A 24126-nucleotide genomic window follows, 5' to 3' on the forward strand; every position below is an offset into this window, starting at 1 on the left:
ATGCCATTCGGCATATGCCGATGTCCCCGAGCGGCAGATTTTTTGCCGCTGCCGGCGTCGCATACTGGCTTCATCGGCGGCACCTTGTACGCCGAGCTAATGAAACCCACTGAATGGAGCACAGCATGAAACGTATCCTGATTACCCTGGCACTGGCCGCCACCACCACCTTCGCCCACGCAGATGGCGCGCCCAAGGTGTACAAGGAAGTCGCGCACGCCCCGGCTGATGCGCGCGAGGCGGAAATCGCCGCGCTGTTCGACCGCTGGAACGCGGCGCTGGCCACCGGTGATGCCGCCAAGGTAGCCGCACTGTACGCAACAGATGGTGTGCTGGAGCCGACCGTGTCGAACGAAGTGCGTAACACGCCGGCCGGCATCACCGACTATTTCGTCAAGTTCCTGAAGATGAAACCGGTGGGCACCATTAACTACCGCGAAATCCGCCTGCTGGGCGCGGATTCGGCGCTGGATACCGGTGTCTACACGTTCAAGCTGAGCAAGGACGGCCAGACCCAGAACGTGCAGGCGCGCTACACCTATGTGTATAAAAAGGTTAACGGTGGCTGGAAAATCCTGAATCACCACTCGTCGGCGATGCCGGAAGTGGCAGCACGCTAATCCTGCGTAGTAAAGCTGCGGGGTTTGCTGTTACGCCGTTTCGATCAGCTTCAGGCCGGCCCACGACAGGGTGGTCACTTCCACCACCAGGATCGAGGGCTCGGGCTGGATGGTGCTGGCCAGGCGGAACACGGCATCGCGCACGTCGTTGATGGTCTCGTTGCCGCTATAGCAAAATTCCCCTTCCGGCAGGAAGTAGCCCTTGCCGTCGTCGGCCTTGATGGCGCCGGCGACGTTGAATTTGGCCAGTTCCAGCTTCAGGCGGTCGTGGGTGTCGGCTTGGGGCGCGGCGTAGGCAACGCGGATGATGTAGTTGAGCATGGCGTCTCCTTCTTGTCGGAAGCCACATCATGGCATAAAAGCAAAGCCCCGGACAGCGCAAGCTGCCGGGGCTTCAGTCAAGTGGGCGGAGAAAGCACGTTGACGGAAGAGATATTAATATAGCTTTCTTAAAATTGCCTTAGTAGCTATCTTGCAAGCTGCCGCTTTAAGCCGGCCGCCGGATGGTGTAGCATGCTGGGTCGCGAGGAAGGATAGCTATGCAAATCAAAATTAATGACGTACTGCGGGCGTATATCGAGCCGCTGACCGAAAGTGAATATCAGGCGCTGGAGCGCAGCATTCTGACGGAAGGTTGCCGTGACGCGCTGGTATTGTGGGAAGACGTGCTGGTGGACGGCCATAACCGTTATCAAATCTGCCAGCAACACGGCGTGCCGTTCAAGGTGACCGAAAACACCAGCTTCAAGAGCATGGAAGACGTCAAGCTGTGGATGATCGATAACAATCTGGGTCGCCGCAGCATTTCGGACTACCAGCGCGGCGTACTGGCGCTGCGCAAGAAGGAAATCATGACTGCGCGCGCGCTGGAGCTGGCCGCCGAAGCCGCCGCCGAAGATGCCAAGATCGCGCCGCCGGAAGGCGACGATGCGCCATCCAAGAAACCGGCCGCGATGCCGCTGGCGTCGCGCGAGGACATCGCCCGCGCCGCGCGTTTGAGCACGGCCACCATCGGCCAGATCGAAAAGATCCAGAAAACCGCCGCGCCGGAGTTGGTGGAGGCGGTCCGCGCCGGCACCATCTCGATCAATGCCGCTGCCAATGTGGCTTCGCTGTCGCCGGAGCAGCAACTGGCGGCGGTCGCCGGCGGCAAGAAGGAGTTGCAGAAGGCGGCCAAGGAAGTGCGCGAGCTGCGCGCCGCCACGCGTCCGGCCAAGGAACCGAAGGAAGGCAAAGCGGCCGCGCCGGCGGTCGACTATGGCGACATTCCGATGGACGTGCAGGAGCTGCGTGAAGAAAACGCCGCCCTGCGCAAGAAGAACGCCGACCTGCTGGAAGAGATCACCGTCCTGCAGCGCCGCATTTCCGAACTGGCGGCCGCCGCCTGATTTTTTTACTGGAGCTTGATCCGATGCAGCGACTGCACGCCCCCTTAGCTTTGATGTTTTGTGTTTCCATGGGTGCGGCGATCGCTGCGCCGGTAGCCGCCGCGCCCAAGGCGCCGGCTTCCGAAGCGGTGCGCCTGAAGGCCGCCGCCCAGCGCGTGACCATCCTCCGCGACAAGTGGGGCATCCCTCACGTCTACGGCAAGACCGACGCCGACGCGGTGTTTGGTCTGATGTACGCGCAGGCGGAGGATGATTTCCACCGCGTGGAGCTCAACTTCATCAACGCCATGGGCCGGCTGGCGGAAGTGGAGGGCGAGGCCGAGCTGTATCGCGACCTGCGCATGAAACTGTTCATCACGCCGGAAGAGCTGCAGCGCCAGTACGCCATCGCGCCCGCATGGCTGCAAAAGCTGATGGTGGCCTGGGCCGATGGTCTCAACTATTATCTGCAAACGCATCCCGAGGTGAAGCCGGCGCTGCTGACTCACTTCGAGCCATGGATGGCGCTCAGCTTCAGCGAGGGCAGCATCGGTGGCGATATCGAATCGGTGGATCTGAAGCAGCTGCAAGCGCTGTATCAGGATGGCGCCAAGCTGCCGCTGATGCCGCCGGTGCTGATGTCGTCCGCAGATGGCATCGACATGGACAAGGAGCCGAGCGGCTCCAACGGCTTCGCCATCGCGCCGCAGCTGACCAAAAACAAGCACGCGCTGCTGATGATTAATCCGCATACCTCGTTCTACTTCCGTCCCGAAGTGGCGGTGCATAGCGAGCAGGGATTGAACGCCTACGGCGCCGTGACCTGGGGCCAGTTCTTCGTCTATCAGGGCTTCAATGACCGCATCGGCTGGATGCATACCTCAGGTGGCGGCGACGTCATTGACGAGTACCTGGAAACCATCAGCGAAAAGGACGGCCAGTTCTTCTACCAGTACGGCGGCGAACAGCGCGCGCTGAAAGCGGTCGACATCGCGCTGCCATACAAAACCAAGGACGGCATGGCCAGCAAGACGGTGCGCGTCTACTACAGCCACCATGGCCCGATCGTGCGCGCCAAGGACGGCAAGTGGGTGTCGGTGCGGCTGATGAACGAGCCGCTGAAGGCGCTGACCCAGTCCTACACCCGCACCAAGGCGCGCAGCTACAAGGCGTTCTACAAGTCGATGGAGTTGCGCACCAATTCGTCCAACAACACCGTGTATGCGGATGCGGACGGGAATATCGCCTACTTCCACGGTAATTTCATCCCGCGCCGCGATCCGCAGTTCGATTGGAAGCATCCGGTGGATGGCAGCACCCCGGCCACCGAATGGCAAGGTCTGCACGAGATCAAGGAAACCATCACGCTGTTCAATCCGAAGAACGGCTGGATCCAGAACACCAACAACTGGCCGTTCACTGCCGCTGGCGCCTATAGCCCGAAGGTGAAGGACTATCCGGCCTATATGTCGGTGTATCCGGAAAACCCGCGCGGCATCCACGCCGTGCGCGTGCTGGAAAACAAAAAGGACTTCACCGTCGACAGCCTGATCGCAGCCGCCTACGACAACCAACTGCCAGCCTTCGAACCGCTGCTGCCGCAGCTGTTCTCGGCTTACGATGCGCTGCAGGACAGCGATGCGCGCAAAGCCGCGCTGGCGCCGCAGATCGCCGCGCTGCGCGGCTGGGACATGCGCTATTCGCTGGAGTCGACCGCCACTTCGCTGGCGATCTTCTGGGCGCAGGACATGTGGGACCAGTACCAGCCTGCCGCCAAGGCCAAGGAAGTGCCGGTACTGGAATACATCCAGGCCGCGCTGACGCCGGAACAGCGCTTGCAGGCGCTGGAGCACGCGGTGGCCAAGCTGAGTGCCGATTTCGGCAACTGGCAAACGCCGTGGGGTGAGATCAATCGCTTCCAGCGTCTGACCGGCGATGTCGTGCAGCCGTTCGATGACAGCAAGCCTAGCCTGCCGGTGGCTTTCGCTTCGGCCAACTGGGGCTCGCTGGCGGCGTTTGGCATGACGTCGAAAACGAAGACCAAGCGTATCTACGGTGAGCGCGGCAACAGCTTTGTGGCGGCGGTGGAGTTCGGGCCGCGCATCAGGGCGCGTAGCATTCTGGCCGGCGGCGAGAGTGGCAATCCGGCTTCGCCGCACTTCAACGACCAGGCGGCGATGTACGCGCGCGGCGAATTCAAGGACGTGTTGTTCTACAAATCGGACGTGGAGAAGAACCTGGAGCGCCGCTACCACCCCGGCGAATAATCAGGGCTGCGGATAGACCACCGGCTCGGGACGTTCGATGTCTTCGAGCCGGGCCCACTGCAGGTTCTCGACCTTGTTGTTGCGGACGTTGCCGTCGCGGTGACGCACGCCCGGCAGCCGATTCGGATTCGGCAGGAATACCTCGGCCACCAGGTCGTGGACGTAGAACTCGCCCTCGCGGCTGCCGCCGCGCAGCTTCACTTTCAAGCCTTCCGGGTACAGCGTCGGCTTCAGCACAGTCACCTTGGAGCCGGCCGACAGCATCACGCGGCCATCTTTCGAGACCTTGTAATAGTCGCTGCCCAGCACCGGCTTGGCGCCGGCCACCAATATCGAATACGCAAAGCCGAGCCCCAGCACGGCGACGATGAGAAATAAATAGATCATGGGCAGAATATTAGCAGTTAAATAGCATCCAGCGAACGGCGAATATCGGCCTTTAAATCCTCTAAATCTTCAATTCCGACCGACAGCCGTATCAGGCCATCGCCGATGCCCAGCGCGGCCCGCTGCGCCGGCGGGATGGTGGCGTGGGTCATCAGCGCCGGATGTTCGATCAGGCTTTCGACCCCGCCCAGGCTCTCCGCCAGTGCAAACAGCTGGCACGCTTCGAGGAAGCGGCGCGCACCCGGCAGGTCGGTATTCAGGTCGATCGAGATGATGCCGCCGTAGCCCTGCATCTGCCGTTGCGCCAGCGCGTGCTGCGGGTGTGATGGCAGGCCGGGGTAGTAAACCTTGCGCACCTCCTTTTGCTGTTCCAGCCACTGCGCCAGTGCCAGTGCGCTGGTGCAGTGGCGTTCCATGCGGATGGCCAGTGTCTTCACACCGCGCAGCGCCAGGAAACTGTCGAACGGGCCGGCGATGGCGCCGACTGAATTTTGCAAGAACGCCAGCTGTTCGGCCCACGCTTTTTGCCGTTCCTCGCCGCCCACCACGGCAATGCCGCCGATGATGTCGGAGTGGCCGTTCAAATATTTGGTGGCCGAGTGCACCACGATGTCGAAGCCATGCTCCAGCGGTCGTTGCACGATCGGGCTGGCGAAGGTGTTGTCGGCCACCGCGATCACGCCGTGCTTGCGGCAGATCTGCGCGATCGCTTGCAGGTCGGCCAGCTTGAGCATGGGATTGGTGGGCGTTTCGACCCATACCATTTTGGTGTCGGGCCGGAGCGCGGCCAGCAGGTTTTCAGGATTGGTCAGGTCGACGTAGCTGAAATCGTGGCCGGCGCTGCGGCGGCGCACGCGCTCGAACAGGCGGTAGGTGCCGCCATACATATCGTCACCGGCGATGATGTGGGCGCCAGCATCGGCCAGTTCCAGCACGGTCGATATCGCCGCCAGGCCGGAGGCGAAGGCAAAGCCCTGGGCACCGCTTTCCAGATCGGCCACGCAGCGCTCCAGCGCCCAGCGGGTGGGATTGTGCGAGCGGCCGTAGTCCAGCCCTTTGTGCACGCCGGGGCTGTCCTGCACGTAGGTGGAGGTGGCGTAAATCGGCGGCATGATGGCGCCGGTCGAGGGATCGGGCGATTGGCCGGCGTGAATCACACGTGTGGCCAGGGCGGCTTTGTGGTCGGCTTTATCGTCGGTACTCATAGCGTCCTTCGCAGATGGTTGAGCAGGTCGTAGCGGGTAATCAGGCCGTAGAAGGTGTCGTGTTCGGCCACCACGGCGGTCAGGCCGCGGTCCAGCACTTCGCGCAGCGCCTGCATGTCGGCCGACGGCGGCAGTATGTCCAGGCGCTTGGTCATGGTGGCGCCAACCGGCTGGTTGAAGCGTTCCGGCTCGGCGCCCACCGTCATCAGCAGGTCGGATTCGTCGAGAATGCCGACCAGGTGACCCTTGGACAGCACCGGCAACTGCGCCACGTCGGCCGCGCGCATGCGGTTGAAGGCGATCATCAGCGTGTCTTCCGGCGTGACGCTGATGACTTCTCCGGCATCGTAGCGGCGGCCGATCAAATCGCGCAGATCGTGTTCCTGCGGGCGCGCCAGCAAGCCCTGGTCGCGCATCCAGCCATCGTTATAGACTTTGGACAGGTAACGCGTGCCGGTGTCGCAGACGAAGCTGACCACGCGCTTGGGCGTGCTCTGGACGCGGCAGTAGCGCAGCGCGGCGGCCAGCAGGGTGCCGGTCGAGGAGCCGCCCGGGATGCCTTCTTCCTTCAGCAGCAGGCGCGCGGTGGCGAAGCTTTCAACGTCGGCGATGGTGTAGGCGTGCTTGACGGCGCGCATGTCGGCAATCGCCGGGATGAAGTCTTCGCCGATGCCTTCCACCGCCCACGAGCCGCTGGTCTCGGACACGCGGCCGGTGTGGATGTATTCGGCCAGGATGGAGCCGGCTGGATCGGCCAGCACGAATTCGACCTGCGGCGCCACCTTGCGGAAGTAGCGTGTCAGCCCGGTCAGCGTGCCGGACGAGCCGACGCCGACCACGATGGTGTCGACGTCATGACCCATCTGCTCCCAGATCTCGGGACCGGTGGTGGTTTCGTGCGCCAGTGGATTGGCCGGGTTGTTGAACTGGTCCGAATACCAGGCGCCGGGCAGTTCGGCGGCCAGGCGGGCGGCGTAATCCTGGTAGTACTCGGGATGGCCCTTGCCGACATCGGAACGGGTGGTGCGCACGTCGGCGCCGAGCGCTTTCAGGTGCAGTACTTTTTCGGTCGACATCTTGTCCGGCACCACCAGCAGCACGCGGTAGCCTTTGAGGCGGCCGACCAGTGCCAGGCCAAGGCCGGTATTGCCGGCGGTGGCTTCGATGATGGTGCCGCCGGGCTTGAGCAAGCCTTGCGCCTCGGCCGCTTCGATCATGGCCAGGCCGATGCGGTCCTTGATCGAGCCGCCGGGGTTTTGCGATTCCAGTTTGAGGAAGAGTTGGCACGGGCCGGTATCGAGGCGGGTAACTTCGGCCAGCGGCGTGTTGCCAATCAGAGTAAACAGTGCAGGGGTACGCATGTGTTCTCCTTGTGGGATGTGGGGCAAGTATGCGCTTTTTCGGATTCGGCGGTTGTATAATTCCGCCCCATGGCAAAACTCTACTTCCGATATTCTGCGATGAACGCAGGCAAGTCCACCGCCATGCTGCAGGTGGCCCATAACTATGAAGAACAGGGCCAGCAGGTGCGGCTGTTCACGGCCGCCATCGACAACCGCTATGGCGTTGGCCGGGTCACCTCGCGCCTGGGGCCGCAGCGCGAGACCGAGGTGTTTGATGCCAACACCGATTTCCTGCTGACGATAGAACACAAAATCGCCTGCCTGCTGGTTGACGAGGCGCAGTTCCTCAGCCGCGAGCAGGTCAAGCAGTTGCATCAACTGGCCCAGGTGCGCGGCATCCCGGTGATTACTTACGGCCTGCGCTCGGACTTCCGTGGCGAACCTTTCCCCGGCTCGGCCTATCTGCTGGCGCTGGCCGACGATATCGAGGAAATCAAGAATATTTGCTCGTGCGGCAAGAAAGCCACGATGAATATCCGCGTCGACGAAAACGGCAAGCGCATCAAGGACGGCGAGCAAATCAGTATTGGCGGCAACGAGAGTTACCGTCAGGCTTGCGGCCGTTGCTTCTATAGCGAAGTCCACTAAACGCTTGGCCAGCTTGCGCGCGCTTGTGACGGCGGCCGTGGTGGCGTGCTGCTGCGCGCAGCAGCCGGCCGCCTACGCCAGCGATGCGCTGGCCGCGTGCCGCCTGCCCGAGATGGGCTTGCGTAGCGATGTCGGGCTAGGTTTTCCGCGCAAGCCCTGGCGGCTGAAAACGGTGGGCGAACTGCGCTTCCGCGTGCTGTTTGTCGACTTCCGCGACGCCCCGGCCACGATGGCGCCACAGCGGGTGCTGGACATCATCTCGCCGCGCGCCGAGCAGTTCTATAGTTCGGTATCCTACGGCCGGTTGAAGCTGGTATTCGATGCGCAGCCGCAGTGGATACGCATGCGCAAGCCGGTGGCTGATTATCACTTCAGCCGTGGCGCCGGGTTCGAAACGCACCGCGCCTATCTGCAGGAAGCGATCGATCTGGCCGGTCCCGGCGTCGACTATGCCCGTAATGACGCCATCCTTGTGGTGGCCAATCCGGCGGCTGGCGCCATCGACTGGGGGCCGGCGTTCACCGCCTCGCCCGGTTTTGGCGTGATGGCGGGCGGGCGCGAGTTCCTCAATGGCGCCACCTCCGGCAGCGATCTGCCGATACTGCGTGGCGGCTGGTTTGTGCATGAAATCGGCCACGCGCTGTCACTGGTCGATCTGGCCGGACCGCTGCCGGCCAACCAGCGCTGGCACACCTATGTCGGCCAGTTCAGCGCGATGGGCGAGCCGCAAGGACTGGCGCCTGGCTATCTTGGCTGGGAGCGCTGGCAACTGGGCTGGCTGGACGATGCTCAAATCGTCTGCGGTAGCGCCGCCCGTGCGACGACAGCGCGGCTGACGCCGATCGAGCGCGCCGGCGGCGTCAAGCTGGCAATGGTGCCGACCGGGCCGCATACGGCGCTGGCGCTGGAAAGCCGCCGCGCCGAAGCTGAGGATAGCGCCATGCCGCGCAGCGGCGTGCTGGTCTACACCATCGATACCGCGCTGACCTCCCATGACGGCGCCATCCGCGTGCAGCCGGTCGACGATCAGGACGAGCAGCACTGGCGCGCCTTGCTGTCCGCCGGAAAGTCAGTGCGCGTTGGCGGGCTGCTGGTGCGCGTGACGGCCAGCGACGCCGGTGGCGACACCGTGGAAGTCACGCGCGGGCCAGCCAACTGAACCGGATAGACGCCGCGCTTGCAGTAGGGTAGGCTTATCAGCATGCCCATATCGATCAGCGATCTGCCGCCTTTAGACAACCGCCACGTCAAGACCAGCACCGAGGATGTGCTGGTCGATCATGTCATTCCCGGCGAATTGCTGGTGATTTCCTTCGGTTTTGTCTCTTGGGACAAACGGCCGGATTTCGATTTTTACGGCCGGCTGAAAAAGCTGGAACAGTTTGGCGGCCGCCACATCAACAAAATCCTGGTGCGCGACTCCGGCAACAGCTGGTATCACCGCAAGATCGACGGTCTGGGCCAGCATCCGGACCAGACTGCCGACGGTCTGCGCCAGCTGATACAGGCGATTCAGCCGCGCAAGGTGGTCACCATCGGCCAGTCGATGGGCGCGTATGCCGCGCTGATGTACGGCATGCTGCTGGAGGTGCAGCAGGTGGTTGCGTTCGGGCCGTTGTCCATGCTCGAACCACAGCACGCCTTGCTGTATCACGAGCGGCGCTGGCTATCGGTGATGCGCGATCTGGCGGCGCGGCCGCCGGCATCTTCATATAACGATTTGCTGGCGCTGGGCCGCGACAAGGTCGGCAAACTACCGGACATGCACCTCATCTTCGGCACCAGGCCAGATGCTGACAAGAGCACCGAGTCGGTCAATCTGGACGCTATGCACGCGCATCGGCTGGCCGCACTGGGCAACTGCACGTTGTACCCGTATCCGTTTTCAGGCCATCCGGTGGTGCAGCATCTGATCGACACCCAGCGTATCAATGCCTTGCTGGCCAGGATAGTGCTGGGGCTGGAGCTGCAAGAGGAGGGGATGGCAGTGACGCCCGACTGGCATGGCTGGATCGCCGAGAACCTGCGCCTGGGTGGCGCGGCAGAGGAATTGGTGGAGATATTGAAGCAGCATGGCTTCAGCCATGGCAGCAGCAGTGCCGCCGTGGCCCAGGCGCAAGCCCAGTCTTAGCCGATGTTGTGGACCACCGGCGTTTTGAATTCAAAGCGCTTGATGTCGCCCACCAGGAACAGGTAGCAACAGATGTTGACCACCGCGTTGGCGCCGACGAACACCAGCGCGCCGGCGAAGGAACCGGTGGCTTCCAGGATGTAGCCGATCACGATCGGGGTGGTGATGCCGGCGGTGTTGCCGAAGGTGTTGAACAGCGCACCGCTCATGCCGCCGGCTTCTTTCGGCGAGGTGTCCGCCACCACCGCCCAGCCCAGCGCGCCGATGCCCTTGCCGAAGAAGGCCAGCGACATCACCAGGATCACAATCCAGTCCGAGTCCACATAGTTACACACGATCATGGTTGTCGACAGCAGCATGCCGCCGACGATAGGCAGTTTACGCGCGGTCGACAGCGACTTGCCGGCCTTGATCAGACGGTCCGAAATCACGCCGCCCAGCACGCCGCCGAGGAATCCCGCCACCGCTGGCAGCGCGGCCACGAAGCCAGCTTTCAGGATGGTCATGTGGCGCTCGTTCACCAGGTAGATCGGGAACCAGGTCAGGAAGAAATAGGTCAGCGTGTTCAGGCAGTACTGCGCGATGTAGACGCCCAGCAGCATGCGGTTGCCCAGCAGCTGTTTGATGCAGGCCCAGGTGTCGATCTTGGTGGTGGCGACCACCTTGTTCTTGCTTTCCAGGTCGATCAGCGCACCACCAGCTTCGATATAGGCCAGCTCGGCGGCGTTGACCTTCGGATGGTCTTTCGGACCGTAAATGGTTTTCAGCCAGATGAAGGACATGAACACGCCCAGCGCGCCCATGACGAAGAACACGCTCTCCCAGCCGAAGCTGTGCACCAGCCAGCCCATGATAGGCGCGAACAGCACGGTGGCGAAATACTGCGCCGAATTGAAGATGGCCGCCGCGGTGCCGCGTTCCTTGGTCGGGAACCAGGCCGAGGTGATGCGCGAGTTGCCGGGGAAGGAGGGCGCTTCGGCCGCGCCGATCAGCAGCCGCAGCAGGAACAGCACGGTGACCGCCGCTGCGCCGGTGAAGAAGCCGACACCGCCCATCAACATGGTAAACAGCGACCACAGGAAAATACTGAAGAAGTAAGTAATTTTGGAACCGAAGCGGTCCAACAACCAGCCGCCTGGCAATTGCGCCAACACATAAGACCAGGCAAAAGCGGAAAACACAAAGCCCATTTGTGACGGGGACAAGCCCAGCAGCTTTTTGAGCTCGGGGCCGGCGATCGCGATGGTGGCGCGGTCGGCGTAGTTGATCGTGGTTACAGCAAACAGAATAGCGAGTATCGTCCACCGGACGCGGGTGGCCTGGGTGTGTTGCGTGGTCATACGGTCTCCTTACTATGGTGCGAAGATCATAGCCCAGATATCAGACATCATACAACTAAATATCTGCTACTGCTTTGCTAGTAAACGTTTAACTTGTTGATTTTAATACACATGCACCAGGGCGGTGCAGGCTTCAGTTGTCTGATGACGAGAGACCCTACCGCCACTATGGCAACTTTTGTACAAAGTCTTGTGCTAGGGTTTAAAATAACGGGCGCAATTAACTCCAAGCACCGAACTTACGAGGGAATGAACATGGCATCACAAAATCCAAAAATTATTTACACGCTGACCGACGAGGCCCCGCTGCTGGCAACGTATTCCCTGCTGCCAATCATCAAGAAGTTCACCGCACCTGCTGGCGTGGACGTCGTTTCGAGCGATATTTCGGTCGCCGCGCGCGTGCTGGCCGAGTTCCCTGAATTCCTGACCGACGAACAAAAAGTCCCGAACAACCTGGCTGAACTGGGCGCGCTGACGCTGAAGCCGGAAGCCAACATCATCAAACTGCCGAACATCTCGGCCTCGGTAGCCCAGCTGCAAGCGGCCATCCGCGAACTGCAAGGCAAGGGTTACAAGATCCCTGACTACCCGGAAGATCCGAAAACCGACGAAGACAAAGCCCTGAAGGCGCGCTTCAGCAAGTGCACCGGCTCGGCCGTGAATCCAGTGCTGCGCGAAGGTAACTCGGATCGCCGCGCGCCAAAAGCGGTCAAAGAATACGCCCGCAAGCACCCGCACTCGATGGGCGAATGGAGCCAGGCATCGCGCACCCACGTGTCGCACATGCACGCCGGCGACTTCTACCACGGCGAAAAATCGATCACGCTGGAAAAAGCCCGTGACGTCAAGATGGAGCTGATCACCGCCTCCGGCAAGACCATCGTGCTGAAACCGAAGGTCTCGCTGAAAGCCGGCGAAATCATCGACTCCATGTTCATGAGCAAAAAAGCGCTGCTGGAGTTCTACGAGAAAGAAATCGACGACGCCTACAAAACCGGCGTGATGTTCTCGCTGCACGTTAAAGCCACCATGATGAAGGTGTCGCACCCGATCGTGTTCGGTCACTGCGTGCGTATCTTCTACAAGGACGCGTTCGAGAAGCACGCCAAGACCTTCGAACAGCTGGGCGTGAACGTCAACAACGGCATGGTCAACCTGTACGAGAAAATCGAGAAGCTGCCAGCGTCGCAGAAGGACGAGATCCTGAAAGACCTGCACGCCTGCCACGAACACCGTCCAAAACTGGCGATGGTGGATTCGGCCAAAGGCATCACCAACTTCCACTCGCCGAACGACGTGATCGTTGACGCGTCGATGCCGGCCATGATCCGTATCGGCGGCAAAATGTGGGGTGCCGATGGCCGCACCGCCGATGTTAAAGCCGTGATGCCGGAATCGACCTTCGCCCGTATCTACCAGGAGATGATCAACTTCTGCAAATGGCACGGCAACTTCGACCCGACCACCATGGGCACCGTGCCTAACGTCGGTCTGATGGCGCAGCAAGCCGAAGAATACGGCTCGCACGACAAGACCTTCGAAGTACCGGAAGGCGGCATCGCCAACATCACCGATCTGGAAACCGGCGAAGTGCTGCTGACCCAGACCGTGGAAGAGGGCGACATCTGGCGTATGTGCCAGGTCAAAGACGCGCCGATCCGTGACTGGGTCAAGCTGGCCGTCACCCGCGCCCGTCAGTCCGGCATGCCTGCCGTGTTCTGGCTGGACACCTACCGTCCGCACGAAGCCGAAGTGATCAAGAAAGTACAGGCTTACCTGAAAGATCACGACACCAGCGGCCTGGAAATCCACATCATGTCGCAGACCCGCGCCATGCGTTACACCCTGGAGCGCGTATCGCGCGGCCTGGACACCATCTCGGTGACCGGCAACATCCTGCGCGACTACCTGACCGACCTGTTCCCGATTCTGGAACTGGGCACCTCGGCCAAGATGCTGTCGATCGTGCCGCTGATGGCCGGTGGCGGCATGTACGAAACCGGCGCCGGCGGTTCGGCTCCGAAACACGTCAAGCAGCTGGTGGAAGAAAACCACCTGCGTTGGGACTCGCTGGGCGAATTCCTGGCGCTGGCGGTGTCGCTGGAAGAGCTGGGCATCAAGGAAGGCAACACCAAGGCGCAAATCCTGGCCAAGACCCTGGACGAAGCCACCGGCAAACTGCTGGACAACAGCAAGTCGCCATCGTCGCGCACCGGTGAGCTGGACAACCGTGGCAGCCACTTCTACCTGTCGCTGTACTGGGCCCAGGCCCTGGCCGCGCAGAGCGAAGACAAGGAACTGCAAGCCCAGTTCGCACCACTGGCCAAACAGCTGGCGGAAAACGAGACCAAGATCGTTGAGGAACTGAACAGCGTGCAGGGCAAGGCGCAGGAGATCGGTGGTTACTACTACCCAGATCCAGCCAAGACCGCGACTGTGATGCGTCCAAGCGCGACCTTCAACGCCGCCATCGACGCTGCTTAAACCATGATGTTGCTCCCGCGCAGGCGGGAGCCCATGGAACGCATGCCCCGCCTGGGGTTTCCGCTTGCGCGGGAACCACTGTGCGGGGTTTTTTTATTGCGGCGTCAGCATCTGACGCGCGTAGCGCAGGCCGACGCCGTAACCGCCGCCGTTCTTTTCAACCACCGCGCGGGCGGCGTCGTAGGTATCGTGGCGGGTCCAGTCGCGCTGCAGTTCCAGCAGCACTTGCAGCCAGCTGGTCGGCTGCGCGCCTTTGGCGGTCATGCGTTGCAGCGCCAGATCGTGGCCGGCCAGTGTCAGGCCGCCGCAGGCGTCGCCCACCACATAGCATTCGTAGCCGGCTTCCAGCGCGCTCAGCACCGCAAAGCTGATGCAGGCTTCGGTCAGCATGCCGGAGAAAATCAGCTTCTTGCGGCCGGTGGCTTCAATCGCCGCGCGCACCGCATCGTCTTCCCACGCGTTCATATTGCGCCGTTCCAGCACCGGATGCTCCGGTACCAGCGCGTGCAGGTCCGGCAGCAGCGGACCGCTGTAGACCTTGCTGGCCGAGGTGCTGATCACCACCGGCAGCGCAAACGCCAGCGCGGCCTCCAGCAGCGCCACCGAGTTATTGAGCAACGTCTGGCGCTCCATCGATTGCACGCCGAATTGCAGGCCGGCCTGTTGATCGAGCAGTACCAGGGCGCAGTTTTGGGGAGTCAGTAAATCTTGCATGAGAGCCTCTCATAGTTGGGGATGCTGCCGATTGTAGGAAGCTGGCGGGCGCGGCGCCTCTCTCTTAGGTCGCAGAATTGACTAGGCGCGGCGGCCGTGCGAGGATGCCGCATGAACAGCCTGTTCGAATGTAGCGTGCTTGCGCCGGCCTGGTTTTGCGACCATCGCGACATGCTGATATATCTGGCGCCATCCCTGATGCTGGCGCTGCTGATCCGCGCCCTGGCGGTGCGGCATCCCTTCTTTTTGCTGTTTCGTCTGGCTGGTACCATCTGCCACGAGCTGGCGCACTTTGTGGCCGGCACGCTGACCGGCGCGCGGCCGGCAACGTTTACGGTAATTCCGCGCCGCATCGTGCGTGGTTGGGAGCTGGGTTCGGTGCGCTTGACCAATGTGCGCTGGTATAACGCGGCACCGTCGGCGCTGGCGCCGTTTCTAGTGGTGCTGGTGCCGCTGGCGGTGGCCTGGTGGCGCACCCGCAGCGGTCTGAACTTTCAATGGATAGATGTGGCGCTGGCGTTTGCCGTGGCGCCACAATTCCTGGCTTGCTGGCCGTCATCCACCGACTGGAAGCTGTCGCTGCGCTCCTGGCCCTATTTGCTGATCGCCTGCCTGTTATGGTGGGTGATCAGTGCGTGGCGGTGAGCGGCTTGACCGGCGCTTCGACGGTAATCTTGCTGCGCACTTTTTTCGCGTCTTCGATTTCCAGCGTTAGCGGCACTTTGTCGCCATCCTTCAACGGCTGTTTCAAGTCCAGCAGCATCAGGTGGTAACCGCCCGGCGCCAGTTTGACGGTCTGGCCGGCTGGCAGTTCCAGCGCCTGCATCTGGCGCATTTTCATCATATCGTTTTCCATCTTCATTTCGTGCACTTCAACCGCGCCGGCGGCCGGTGAGCTGACGCCCACCAGTTTGGCCGGCTGGGCCGAGGTCAGTGTCATGAAGGCGCCGGTGGCTTTTTGTGCGGCGACGGTGGCGCGTACCCACGGCTCAGCGACGGTGACCTGGGCCAGTGCCGGCAGCGATGCCATCATCAACAGGGCGAACAGTTTTTTCATTGGAATAATCCTTTCAGGAAGCCGGTTTCTTTTTTCGGGTTCATCAGTTGGCGCAGGTCGTCGGCGACCTGCTGGGCGGTTTCGTCGTGCTTGACCGCCAGGCGGATTTTGCCGCTGGCGTCGAACACGTAGGTGAGGGCGGTGTGGTCCATGGTGTAGGAGCTGCCACTCGGCACCTTGCGGTAAAAGATCTTGAAGTCCTTGGCGGTCTTGGCGGTCTGCGCCAGGCTGCCCCGCACGGCGACGAAGCTGGGATCGAAGGCGCGCATGTACTCGGCCAGCAGCGGCGCGGTGTCGCGCTCGGGATCGACGGTGGCGAAAATGACTTGCAGCTTGTCGGCGTCGGCGCCCAGCAGGCGCTTGATTTCCACCGCGCGCGCCAGCGCGGTCGGGCACACGTCCGGGCATTGGGTGAAGCCGAAGAACAGCATCACGACCTTGCCTTTGAAGTCGCGCAGTGCGGCGGGTTTGCCGTCGGTGTAGGACAGCTGATAGTCGGGTCCGATGGCGCTGCCGGTGATGTCGACAGCGGTAAAGCTGGCGGCATGGGCGGCAAGCGGCAGGGCGGCCAACGACGAGATGAATAAACGGCGTTGCATAGAGATCCTGGGTAGCGGAATGACGATGGCGCGCGCCGTTTCAGGCGGTCGCGCGCGGCTCAGCGATTCAGGCGATGGCCGGCGGGCCGCGCGGCTGGGCGGCGGGCCAGGTGGCGCTGTGCGGCGGCGTGGCGGTGGCTGCGGCGGGATAAGCATCGTGGCCGCGCAGCACGGTCATCAGGCTGGCGGCGGCCGGTGGCGGCGCCGCGCCACCAGTGTGAGCGGCGCACAGCGCGCAATGCTGGGTGCCGTGCAACGGCAGCTTGGCCGGCGCATGTCGGTCGGCGCTGGCGCTGCAGATGTCCATCGTCAGCGGATCCAGCGTCAACAGCGTGACGGCCTGGCTCAGCGACGGCGCGCACAGGTTCAGCAGGATCGCCAGGGAGACGATCAGGCTGGTCAGGCGGCGCTGCTGGAGGAAAATAGGCATGCGGGCATTATAAAAGAAAAAAGCCGCCGCCGTTTTCACGGGGGCGGCTTTGGCCGGTGTCGGCGGGGCTTATTTCAGCGCCAGGCGTTGCTGTGGCGCGCGCAGCGCTGGCTGGCCGCTGTGCTCGGCATGGCTACCCAGTTTGAAGGTGCGGACCACGTCTTCCAGCTCATGCGCCTGATCCTGCAGCGCTTGTGCGGCGGCGGCGGCTTCCTCGACCAGCGCGGCGTTCTGCTGCGTCACCTGGTCCATCTGGGTGATGGCTTCGTGCACCTGGCTGATGCCGGCGCGCTGCTCTTCGCTGGCGTGGCTGATTTCGGCCATGATGTCGGTCACGCGGCGCACGCTGTCCACCACTTCACGCATGGTGGTGCCGGCCTGTTCAACCTGTTTGCTGCCGGTCTCGACCTTGTTGACGGAGTCGTCGATCAGCGCCTTGATTTCCTTGGCGGCGGTGGCCGAGCGTTGCGCCAGATTGCGCACTTCCGACGCCACCACGGCAAAGCCGCGACCCTGTTCGCCGGCACGGGCCGCTTCCACGGCGGCGTTCAGCGCCAGAATATTGGTCTGGAACGCGATGCCGTCAATCACCGAAATGATGTCGACGATTTTGCGCGACGATTCGTTGATCGAGCCCATGGTTTCCACCACCTGCGCCACCACTTCGCCGCCACGGGTGGCGACGCCGGAGGCGGCCAGCGCCATCTGGTTGGCTTGCGAGGCGTTCTCGGCATTCTGGGTCACGGCGCTGCTCAGTTCTTCCATCGAGGCCGCGGTTTCCTCCAGGCTGGAGGCCTGTTCCTCGGTGCGCTGCGACAGGTCCAGATTGCCCTGGGCGATTTCGCTCGACGCCGTGGTGATTTGCTCGGCGCCGGCACGCACCTGGCCGACCACGCCGGACAAGCTCTTGCTGATGTTGTTCAGCGAGCGCAGCACCAGGCCGATTTCATCCTTGTTGTCGATCACCAGATGCACGTCGAGGTCGCCGTCGGCGATGCGCTCGGCGGCTTCCTCGGCACGTGCCAGCGGACGCGACACCACCGCCCGCACCAGCAGGAACAGCGCCACCGCGAACACCGCCAGCGATACCAGGCCGATCAGCGCATAACGGTTGCGCAGCTGGCCGGCTTCGCGGGTGATTTCCTCGGTGTAGGTGCCGCCGACGATCAGCCAGTTCCACGGCTTGAAGGTGTGGAATTCCACCATCTTCTCGCGCGGCGCCGCGCCTTCCTTTTCGGTCCAGTCATAGGTCATGCCGCCTTCTTTGGCTTCCAGCATCTCCTTCAGGAACTGACGGCCATCGCTGCTCTTGGCTTCGATCAGGTTCTCGCCTTCCTTGCTTGGGTGGATCAGCGCCTTGCCCTGGTCCTTGGCGGCGGCGTTGATCACGTAGATGTAGCCGGTTTCGCCGATGGTGATGGCTTTGATTTTCTGCTTCAGCACATCCATGTTCTTGCTGATGTCCATGCCGATGAACAGCACACCGATGACCTTGCCGCCGGCATCCTTGATCGGGTCGTACTGGGTGATGTAGGGCTTGCCGAACAGATTGGCGAAGCCGATGTAGCTGTTACCGGCGCGCAGCAATGGATAGCTCGGGTGCGCATGGTCGAGCTGGGTGCCGACCGCGCGCTCGCCATTTTCCTTCTTCAGCGACGTGGTGACGCGCACGAATTCCTCGCCGCTGGCGGCAAAGATGGTGGCGACCACACCGGTGTCGTTGGTGAACTTGTCGGGGATGCTGAAATCCATGTTCAGCGTCTTGCCGGCATACTTCAGCGACGGCGTCGGCTTGCCGCCGATGTCGACGGTGGTGGCCGGGTCCAGCTCGAAGCGGGCGCTGTTGAACTCGGCCGCGAACAGGCGCGCGAAGCTGGAAGCGTCGTTCATCATGGCGGTGTTGAACACTTCGACGGTATTGCTGATGCCGCTCAGGTTATAGGCGACGTTGGCGCGCGCGCGCTCCTTCAGCATGGCCGAGGTGCTCATATTGATGAGCGTGAGCAGGATGGCCATGATGACGGTCATCAGGCCAAACGTAAAAACGGTAATTTTCGTACCGACACCCCAATTACGGGGATTGATCGTTATTGTTTTCATTGATCTCTACAAAGTTGTGGTTGAGAGCTCGGAGTCGAGCTGGCTCCGGGTGTTCGGGAGCGACTGCAGGCATGGGGCACTGCCGCAGTCCTGCGAGCTAGAGCCTCAAAACATGAAACTACATCAAGACTTGAATGATAGCAGATTTTTGCCATTGAGCAACAAATTGGAATAATTATTCAAATAGTTTTGTTTTGCAAAACAATGACTTAAATAACAGTCGTTATCAAATACGTATAAATACTTATCGCGCGCGATACGATGGTGGCGAAGTTTCAGGTGCCCTTAAGCTTATGCAGAGAAACTCTGAAAATCCAGCCCCGTGTTGCGGCTGCTATCCTGTAGAATGAAACAACACCTTTTTTACATGTTCCGGAGTAAGCCGATGAAGAAGCAAATGCTGTTGGTGGCCATCGTTGCGGCCCTGTCAGTGCAGGCCGGCGCCGCCGTGCCAGATAAAGCGGCAGACGCCCCTCTCAAACCCCAGCCCGGCCAGACTCAGGCCGCCGTGTGGGCCTCGCGGGTACTCACCAAACTGCATTACAAGCCGATGCCACTGGACGATGCGATGTCGGAGAAAATCTTCGACCGCTACTTCAAGTCGCTGGACGGCGAAAAGATGTTCTTCACCCAGGCCGACCTCGACCAGTACGCCATCGTGCGCACCCGCATGGATGATGCCATTACCGGCGAAAACCTGAGCGTGCCGTTTGCCATCTTCAATCTGTACCAGCAACGCTTCAACGAGCGCATCGCCTATGCGCGTGAACTGGTCAAACAGGGCAAGTTCGATTTCACCAGCGACGAGAGCTATCAGTACGACCGCGAAAAGGCCGAGTGGGCCAAGAGCGACGCCGAGGTCAAGGAACTGTGGCGCAAGCGCGTCAAGAATGAATGGCTGCGCCTGAAACTGGCCGGCAAGGACGACAAGTCGATCAAGGAAACGCTGGACAAGCGCTATGAAGGCTACCTCAGCCCGTCGCGCAAGCTGACCAATGAAGACGTGTTCCAGATCTTCATGAACGCTTATGCGATGTCGATCGAGCCGCACACCAACTACCTGGGCCCGCGCGCCGCTGAAAACTTCGACATCGCGATGCGGTTGTCGCTGGAAGGCATTGGCTGCGTGCTGCAGTCGCGCGACGATTACACCGTGGTGCGCGAAGTGGTGACCGGCAGCCCGGCCGGCCTGTCCGGCAAGATCAAGGTCGGCGACAAGATCGTTGGCGTGGCCAAGGACGAGAAAACCCCGATCACCGAAGTACTGGGCTGGCGCCTGGACGACGTGGTGGCGCTGATCCGCGGTCCGAAAGATTCGACCGTCAAGCTGGAAATCATCCCGGCCGACGCCGGCCCGGACGGCAAGCACCAGTTCATCTCGCTGGTGCGCCAGAAGATCAGCATGGAAGAGCAGTCGGCCAAGAAATCCGTGTATGAAGTCAAGGATGGCAACACCAAGCGCCGCGTCGGCGTGATCTCGCTGCCGACCTTCTATATGGACTTCGAGGCGCGCCGCAAGGGCGACAAGGACTTCAAGAGCGCCACCCGCGACGTCAAGCGTCTGCTGGTCGAGCTGAAGAAGGACAAGGTCGACAACGTGCTGATCGACCTGCGCAACAACGGCGGCGGTTCGCTGACCGAGGCGGTGGAGCTGACCGGCCTGTTCATCGACAAAGGCCCGGTGGTCATGCAGCGCAGCGGCGACAACAAGGTCGAAGTGGAAAGCGATACCGATCCGGGCATGGCCTGGGATGGCCCGCTGGGCGTGCTGATCAACCGTGGCTCGGCTTCGGCGTCGGAGATTTTCGCGGCGGCGATCCAGGATTACGGCCGTGGCATCATCATCGGCGAGCCGAGCTTCGGCAAAGGCACGGTGCAGACCCTGTTCGGCCTGGACAAGTTCGCGCAGAGCGACAAGGTGCATTATGGCGAGCTGAAGTTCACCATCGCGCAATTCTTCCGCATCAACGGCGGCACCACCCAGCTGCGCGGCGTGACGCCGGACATCAAGCTGCCGACCATGGGCGATTCCGACACCTTTGGCGAGTCCAGCTATGACAACGCGCTGCCATGGACCCAGATCAAGCCAGCGGTCTACATTCCGACCGGCGACATGAAAGAGATCGTGCCGCTGCTGGATAAAAAGCACGAAGCGCGCGTTGCCAAGGACAAGGACTTCCAGTACCTGGCCGAAGACATCGCGCTGGTGAAGAAGCAGCGCAAGGACAACCTGATCTCGCTGAACGAAGTGGCGCGCCGCAAGGAGCGCGACCAGCAGGAAGCCCGTTCCAAGCTGCGTGAAGCCCGTCTGCTGTCGCCAACGCCGGGCGCCGATGATCCGATTTTGGTTCCTGACCCGAAAGATGCGCTGAACAAGGCAATCGCGGCCAAGCCGGCCAGCGGCAAAGCCGCGCCAACGCCGAAAGTGGCGGGCGTCAAGGGCGCGCTGCGCAGCGACGATGGCCTGCAAGGCGCCGAGCGTTCGCTGGCGGCCGAGCTGGAAGCGGAGAAACAGGCCAAGGCCGCCAAGGACGTGCTGCTGAACGAAGCGGTGCACATCATGTCGGATGAAGTCGGCCTGCTGAAAACCGACACCCGCATGGCCTCGCGCGTGCTGCCTTACGCCGCCGACGGCAAATAAGTTTTACCGGTATCAGCCCTGGGCCGCCTTTTTGGCGGCCCTTTTTTTTTGCGCTACGCCCTTATTATGCGTTTGGTGAATCTTGGCTATTGGAAAGATAAATTGGATTAAGATGATGCGGCGCGGCATAATTCTTCCTGTCTCCTCTATTCTCCTCCAAGGAAATAGAATTTGGCCCGCTCCCAGAGCGGGCCTTTTTTTTGCTGCAAGCGCTGATTTTTTGGTAAGATTGCTGTAAATCAACTATTAGCTGGCGGCACCGTGTCTCCTAATCAATTCAAACTTGCTTTGCTGGGCCTGCTGTTGGGCAGCGCGGTCGTGGGCGGCGGCGTGGTGTATTTGCTCAAGCCCAGCGCGCCAGCCGGGCAGCCGGGCGCGGTGGCGCTGCCGAGCGCGGCCAAGGGTACGCCCAACGGCTGGTTTGCGCGCGTCAGCAATGTGGCTGGCGACGGTCTGCCGGGCGTGAACAATGGCCGCCGCACGCGTTTTGCCGATCCGTTTGGCGTAGTGCTGGACCAGGATGGCAATCTGTACGTGGCCGACGGCGGCGACAATAACAGCATCCGCAAGATCGATCTGGCCGGCATCGGCTCGACGCTGGCCGGCGGCACCGAAGGTTATGCGGAAGGCACGGGCACCGCCGCCGCCTTCAACACGCCGTCCGGGCTGGCGATCGACGCCGCCGGCAATCTGTACGTGGCCGATACCGGCAATAACGCGATCCGCAAGGTGACGCCGGCGGGTGTGGTCAGCACGCTGGCCGGCGATGGCCTGGCCGGGGACAAGGATGGCAAGGGCGCCGGCGCCCAGTTCAACGGTCCGATCGGGGTGGCGGTGGACGCCGCCGGCGTGGTCTACGTGGCCGACACCTATAACGACCGCATCCGCCGCATCGCGCCGGACGGCACGGTCACCACCATTGCTGGCGGCAAGCGCGCCGGTCACGCCGACGGCGCCGCCGCGCAGGCGCTGTTCGATACCCCGACCGGACTGGCGATCAGCGCCGCCGGCGATCTCTACATCGCGGACACCGCCAACCACGCCATCCGCAAGCTCAGCAAGGATGGCCAGGTCAGCACCATTGCCATCGCCAAGGACGACGACCGCGATTCGCTGCTGCGCTCGCCGGTGGCGATCGCGCTGACCGGCGACGGCTTCCTGTACATCGCCAGCAGCGCCCACGGCCGCGTGGCGCAGATCACGCCGGCCGGCGCGGTGGTGGCGCTGAAGGATGTCGACCATCCGGCCCAGCCCGGTTATGGTTCGGACGGCGGCGTGCGCCTGTATTCGCCGCGTGGCATGGCGCTGTACAAGGATGGTTCGCTGTTCGTGACCGATGGCGCCACCTTCCGCCTGCAGCACATCGGCCAGATGCGCGGCAGCGAGGAGCCCGAGCCGGATGCGCCGTCGCCCGGCCTGCCGTCGCACAGCGCCACCATGCTGTGGCCGGTCAAGCCGCAGAACAAGGTGCATGAGGTGGTTGGCCTGATGGGCGAGGTGCGCGGTAATTTCGATGGCGAGAGCCGCGATCATTTCCACAGCGGCATGGACGTGCAGGCCGCGATTGGCGAACCGGTGCTGGCCATCGGCGCCGGCAAGATCACCGATCCGCGCGCCAGCTGGGGTTATGGCGAATTGTCGGAAGGGTTGTTCTTCGACGGCATGCAGTATGTGCACATGCGGGTCGGCCGCGACGCGCGCGACAAGCCGCTCAACGATCCGCGCTTCCTGGTGTCGCGCAACGACAAGGGCGTGGCGGAGTCGGTGCGCGTCAAGCGCGGTACCCGCTTCGTGGCCGGCGAAACGCTGGGCACAATCAATCGCATGGCGCACGTCCATCTTGACTACAAGCCCAACGGCGGCCCGCGCAATCCGCTGCTGCTGCCGTTCGTCGGCCTGGAAGACACCATCGCGCCGGAAATTCACAACATCAGCGTGCTCGATAAAAACGGCAAGCCGCTGACTGAAAAGGTGGATGGCCGCCTGTTCATTCGCCGCAGCATGGGCGATGTGCAGATCGTGGTCGATGCCAGCGATCAGATCAACGGCAACCAGGCGCGGCGTCGGCTCGGCCTGTACAAGCTGGGCTATCAATTGCTGAACGAGGAGGGCGAATTCATCCCCGGCATGACCGAGCCCACCATCACCCAGCAATATGATCGCCTGCCGCGCAACCGCGAGGCGGTCAAGTTTGCATACGCGGCCAGCAGCGGCATCACCGTGCACGGCGCCAGCGAGACGCGCTTCGCGTATGCCATCAATAACCGGGTGGTCAACGGCAAGCTGGTGCCGGGGATGTGGAAGGTGAGTGAGCTGGGGCCGGGCAATTACATCCTCCGCATCGTGGCGGAGGACTATGCCGGCAACGCCGCCAATCGCAACCGCGAACTGCTGGTCACGATCGACTAGCGGCAAGCAAGGATCAGGCGGCGACCAGCGCGCCGGATAGCAGGAAAGGCAGCATGCTGACGGTCGATTCCAGGCTGCTGATCAATTCTTCCTTGTCGGCGGCGATGTCTTCGCGGGAAGGCAGGCTGAGCTCGGCCGGCACCTGGTCCGGATGCAGGGTGATGCCGATGCTCTTCAGCGCGGCGACCGGGTTGGCCAGCAGGCGGGCGCGGAATTGGTCGTCGTTGGCCAGTTGGTCGAGGATGGAGCTGAGTTCGCTCGTGGTATGCATAGTCACGTTCTCCTTGGTTGGATGCGGTTCACACGTACACATCGTGCACGGTCGTGCACGTGAGATCGATGCTACGCCGCGATGCTCCCCAAGGCAATCGAAATTATTGC

At 62.1% G+C, this 24126-nt stretch carries 21 protein-coding genes; 10 read left to right on the forward strand and 11 right to left on the reverse strand.

From position 1 onward, the window contains the following. Nucleotides 1-125: 125 nt before the first annotated feature. On the forward strand, nt 126-620 hold the full coding sequence (locus tag GJ699_RS02790; RefSeq protein ID WP_154372859.1) for an SgcJ/EcaC family oxidoreductase: 495 nt from the start codon (nt 126-128) through the stop codon (nt 618-620). A gap of 30 nt (nt 621-650) precedes the next feature. Here GJ699_RS02790 and GJ699_RS02795 read toward each other — a convergent pair whose 3' ends face one another. Further along, nucleotides 651-941 (reverse strand): hypothetical protein, encoded by a 291-nt coding sequence (locus GJ699_RS02795; protein WP_154372861.1) that lies wholly within the window; start codon nt 939-941, stop codon nt 651-653. Nucleotides 942-1159: 218 nt separating this feature from the next. Between GJ699_RS02795 and GJ699_RS02800 the strand changes: the two genes are divergently transcribed. Together GJ699_RS02800 and GJ699_RS02805 are read left to right on the forward strand one after the other, a co-directional pair. Further along, complete coding sequence (locus tag GJ699_RS02800; RefSeq protein ID WP_154372863.1) at nt 1160-2008, forward strand: hypothetical protein; 849 nt, start codon at nt 1160-1162, stop codon at nt 2006-2008. A gap of 68 nt (nt 2009-2076) precedes the next feature. After that, the gene (locus tag GJ699_RS02805) at nt 2077-4254 is read left to right on the forward strand and encodes a penicillin acylase family protein (RefSeq protein WP_229261904.1); all 2178 of its coding nucleotides are present in this window, start codon (nt 2077-2079) and stop codon (nt 4252-4254) included. Here the strand turns inward: GJ699_RS02805 and GJ699_RS02810 are convergent, their stop codons facing one another. From GJ699_RS02810 to GJ699_RS02820, 3 genes are read right to left on the reverse strand one after another with little or no spacing between them, the layout of a single operon-like run. After that, nucleotides 4255-4641, reverse strand: a complete 387-nt coding sequence (locus GJ699_RS02810) for an HNH endonuclease family protein (RefSeq protein ID WP_154372867.1) — start codon at nt 4639-4641, stop codon at nt 4255-4257. A gap of 17 nt (nt 4642-4658) precedes the next feature. Beyond that, complete coding sequence (locus tag GJ699_RS02815; protein ID WP_154372869.1) at nt 4659-5846, reverse strand: trans-sulfuration enzyme family protein; 1188 nt, start codon at nt 5844-5846, stop codon at nt 4659-4661. Then, nucleotides 5843-7207 (reverse strand): pyridoxal-phosphate dependent enzyme, encoded by a 1365-nt coding sequence (locus GJ699_RS02820; protein ID WP_154372870.1) that lies wholly within the window; start codon nt 7205-7207, stop codon nt 5843-5845. The genes GJ699_RS02815 and GJ699_RS02820 overlap by 4 nt, the downstream gene beginning before the upstream one ends. Before the next feature lie 69 nt (nt 7208-7276). Here GJ699_RS02820 and GJ699_RS02825 point away from each other — a divergent pair, with 69 nt between their 5' ends. From GJ699_RS02825 to GJ699_RS02835, 3 genes are read left to right on the forward strand one after another with little or no spacing between them, the layout of a single operon-like run. Beyond that, nucleotides 7277-7837 carry a thymidine kinase gene (locus GJ699_RS02825; protein ID WP_154372872.1) on the forward strand — a complete coding sequence of 187 codons (561 nt, stop codon included), beginning with the start codon at nt 7277-7279 and terminating at the stop codon, nt 7835-7837. Between the two features lie 13 nt (nt 7838-7850). Further along, the gene (locus GJ699_RS02830; RefSeq protein ID WP_154372874.1) at nt 7851-8996 is read left to right on the forward strand and encodes a metallopeptidase domain-containing protein; all 1146 of its coding nucleotides are present in this window, start codon (nt 7851-7853) and stop codon (nt 8994-8996) included. A gap of 42 nt (nt 8997-9038) precedes the next feature. Further along, on the forward strand, nt 9039-9968 hold the full coding sequence (locus GJ699_RS02835; RefSeq protein ID WP_154372876.1) for an alpha/beta fold hydrolase: 930 nt from the start codon (nt 9039-9041) through the stop codon (nt 9966-9968). On the opposite strand, the gene GJ699_RS02840 is transcribed toward GJ699_RS02835, so the two are convergent. Continuing rightward, nucleotides 9965-11308: an MFS transporter gene (locus GJ699_RS02840; RefSeq protein ID WP_154372878.1), complete on the reverse strand. Its 1344-nt coding sequence runs from the start codon at nt 11306-11308 to the stop codon at nt 9965-9967. The two genes, GJ699_RS02835 and GJ699_RS02840, sit on opposite strands and share 4 nt — an antisense overlap. A 255-nt stretch (nt 11309-11563) precedes the next feature. Between GJ699_RS02840 and GJ699_RS02845 the strand changes: the two genes are divergently transcribed. Further along, nucleotides 11564-13795 carry an NADP-dependent isocitrate dehydrogenase gene (locus GJ699_RS02845; RefSeq protein WP_154372880.1) on the forward strand — a complete coding sequence of 744 codons (2232 nt, stop codon included), beginning with the start codon at nt 11564-11566 and terminating at the stop codon, nt 13793-13795. 93 nt (nt 13796-13888) lie between these two features. On the opposite strand, the gene GJ699_RS02850 is transcribed toward GJ699_RS02845, so the two are convergent. Then, the gene (locus tag GJ699_RS02850; protein ID WP_154372882.1) at nt 13889-14509 is read right to left on the reverse strand and encodes an isochorismatase family protein; all 621 of its coding nucleotides are present in this window, start codon (nt 14507-14509) and stop codon (nt 13889-13891) included. Nucleotides 14510-14620: 111 nt separating this feature from the next. On the opposite strand from GJ699_RS02850, the gene GJ699_RS02855 reads away from it, so the two are divergent. Continuing rightward, on the forward strand, nt 14621-15154 hold the full coding sequence (locus tag GJ699_RS02855) for a hypothetical protein (RefSeq protein WP_154372884.1): 534 nt from the start codon (nt 14621-14623) through the stop codon (nt 15152-15154). Here GJ699_RS02855 and GJ699_RS02860 read toward each other — a convergent pair. The 4 genes from GJ699_RS02860 to GJ699_RS02875 form a co-directional block, all read right to left on the reverse strand. After that, nucleotides 15138-15566: a copper chaperone PCu(A)C gene (locus GJ699_RS02860; protein WP_154372886.1), complete on the reverse strand. Its 429-nt coding sequence runs from the start codon at nt 15564-15566 to the stop codon at nt 15138-15140. The two genes, GJ699_RS02855 and GJ699_RS02860, sit on opposite strands and share 17 nt — an antisense overlap. Then, a complete protein-coding gene (locus tag GJ699_RS02865; RefSeq protein WP_154372887.1) occupies nt 15563-16165 on the reverse strand; it encodes an SCO family protein in 603 nt (200 codons plus the stop codon). Before GJ699_RS02865 ends, GJ699_RS02860 begins: the two co-directional genes overlap by 4 nt. A 67-nt stretch (nt 16166-16232) precedes the next feature. Next, nucleotides 16233-16595: a DUF2946 family protein gene (locus tag GJ699_RS02870; protein WP_154372889.1), complete on the reverse strand. Its 363-nt coding sequence runs from the start codon at nt 16593-16595 to the stop codon at nt 16233-16235. A gap of 69 nt (nt 16596-16664) precedes the next feature. Then, nucleotides 16665-18695: a methyl-accepting chemotaxis protein gene (locus tag GJ699_RS02875; RefSeq protein ID WP_154372890.1), complete on the reverse strand. Its 2031-nt coding sequence runs from the start codon at nt 18693-18695 to the stop codon at nt 16665-16667. Nucleotides 18696-19080: 385 nt separating this feature from the next. Between GJ699_RS02875 and GJ699_RS02880 the strand changes: the two genes are divergently transcribed. Next, nucleotides 19081-21336, forward strand: coding sequence for a carboxy terminal-processing peptidase (locus GJ699_RS02880; protein WP_154372892.1), 2256 nt, complete (start codon nt 19081-19083; stop codon nt 21334-21336). Between the two features lie 261 nt (nt 21337-21597). Then, nucleotides 21598-23745, forward strand: a complete 2148-nt coding sequence (locus GJ699_RS02885; protein WP_371867438.1) for a gluconolaconase — start codon at nt 21598-21600, stop codon at nt 23743-23745. Nucleotides 23746-23758: 13 nt separating this feature from the next. Here the strand turns inward: GJ699_RS02885 and GJ699_RS02890 are convergent, their stop codons facing one another. Beyond that, nucleotides 23759-24016: an NHLP-related RiPP peptide gene (locus GJ699_RS02890; protein ID WP_195763444.1), complete on the reverse strand. Its 258-nt coding sequence runs from the start codon at nt 24014-24016 to the stop codon at nt 23759-23761. Nucleotides 24017-24126: the final 110 nt, after the last annotated feature.

The organism is Duganella guangzhouensis (assembly GCF_009674535.1).
Classification (GTDB): Bacteria; Pseudomonadota; Gammaproteobacteria; order Burkholderiales; family Burkholderiaceae_D; genus Rugamonas; species Rugamonas guangzhouensis.